Source organism: Paraburkholderia sp. 22099, assembly GCF_052045835.1.
In the GTDB taxonomy this organism is placed as follows: Bacteria; Pseudomonadota; Gammaproteobacteria; order Burkholderiales; family Burkholderiaceae; genus Paraburkholderia; species Paraburkholderia terricola.
In genome coordinates this window covers 1-1,555 of sequence record NZ_JBQEPU010000080.1, presented here as the reverse complement: position 1 = coordinate 1,555, position 1,555 = coordinate 1, and the positions used below count along the sequence as shown (strand labels likewise).

General features: G+C 59.1%; 1 protein-coding gene. It reads right to left on the bottom strand.

The genetic code is table 11. The features are described from left to right. Positions 1–293 precede the first annotated feature (293 nt). On the bottom strand, positions 294–1,427 hold the full coding sequence (locus tag ACTJLC_RS31705; RefSeq protein ID WP_244745492.1) for an IS110 family transposase: 1,134 nt from the start codon (positions 1,425–1,427) through the stop codon (positions 294–296). Between the last annotated feature and the right edge of the window lie 128 nt (positions 1,428–1,555).

Here is a 1,555-nt window from a genome sequence, read left to right as displayed (position 1 = left end):
CTGATATGACTTTCCGTGTCAATCGCGATATCCAGGTTTGCGGTTTTTCCATAGGCAAAGGAATTTCCTGAGGGCGACGTAGCAGTAAGGTCGACGGTGAATCACGCTGATATCCGCGGGTTGGGTACCGCATTACAGAGGTCCGTCATGTGAGCCTGCCACTTTCTTACGCCGCGAATCGGCCTGCTGTCTGCCGTCGCGAAGCGGCGCCGTGGGTTGCTCTTGTACCGGGCTACGCCGCCTTCAGGAAACTCTCAAGGATGTTGTGAGGTAATTGGTGTGCCTCTGGTCTGTTATGCCGGCCGTGCAGTGCGCCGCGGCAATGCCAGCGACATCGCCAGACGGCCGATATCCCAGATAAAGCCCGCCAGTTCCCGGGCAACAGCTACCACCGCAACGTTGACATTTTTGCCTCGCGTCGCGAGTTTGCGATACTTCTTGCACAGTCGGAGCTGGGCATCCCACGCGCGATCAATGATCGCCTTCGGAATACCTTCGTGTCGAGGCTGCAGTGTTTTGCCTACGCGTGCCGGATGCCGGTAGCTCCATGCTGCTTCAACCAGCAGCTTTCTTGCATAGCTGTTACCAGCCTTGGTGACGCCGCCCTGGCGTCGAGTGCCTCCGGACGAATGCTCCGAAGGTGTGATGCCCAGCCAGGCCATCAGCTGGCGTGGATGGTCGAAGCGTGACAGATCTCCGAGCTCGGAGATCATGCCCACTGCCGTAATGAACTGGATGCCGCGCATTGCCTGCAACGCCAGCACTGCCGGATAGAAACCCCACTCGACCACGGCTTCGCGCAGCGCCACTTCCAGTCTTTCACACTGCGCCAGACGGTCCTCGATTGAGCGTCGATGCTCTTCAAACGCGAGTTGCCTCCATGCAGTCTCGAATGAGTATTTGCTTAGCCAGCGTCGATGTGCAGCGCCCCAATCCGCGCGCCCGATGTAGTGCACACCGTGAGAGAGCAGGAAGGACTTCAGTCGCTGTCGCGCCTGCCGTAAATCGTCCCTGGCCGATGCCCAGGCTCGTGCCAGATCCCTGAACGCCTCGTCCTCGACGCTTGGCACATACACTGCCGACAGATCTCTTGCACGCAGCGAACGCGCCAGCTTTATCGCGTCACGTCGGTCTGTCTTGACCCGTTCCCCTGGCTTGCGTGGAATCAGCGACGGGGCGCATACCATGCAGTCCAATCCCTGCGCGACCAGTCGTCGGTACAAACCATAACCGCAGGGGCCCGCCTCATAAACGACACGCACATACCGAGCTTTCGACTGCAGGCGTTTGCACAGTCGGTCGATTTCCGTTGGCGTTGTACCGATCTTCCCCATCGACTCGACTTCACCTGCGTCAATCGCATAGGCGATCGTGATCGATTCCTTATGCACATCTAGTCCAACCCACACCGTGCTATCGTTTCCCATGCTGGCCTCCGTGGTGGAAGTTGCCGGGTGTGGCCTGCCCACACCGTGCGGCTCTGGCAGCGATGCTAACCCGCGTTTATTCCCCACACGAGGCCAGCCCGTACGTCACGGAAGTCATACTGACTTAC

Coding starts and splice junctions, on each gene's coding strand:
- ACTJLC_RS31705 (WP_244745492.1), bottom strand. CDS start 1,427: ATGGGAAACGATAGCACGGTGTGGGTTGGACTAGATGTGCATAAGGAA.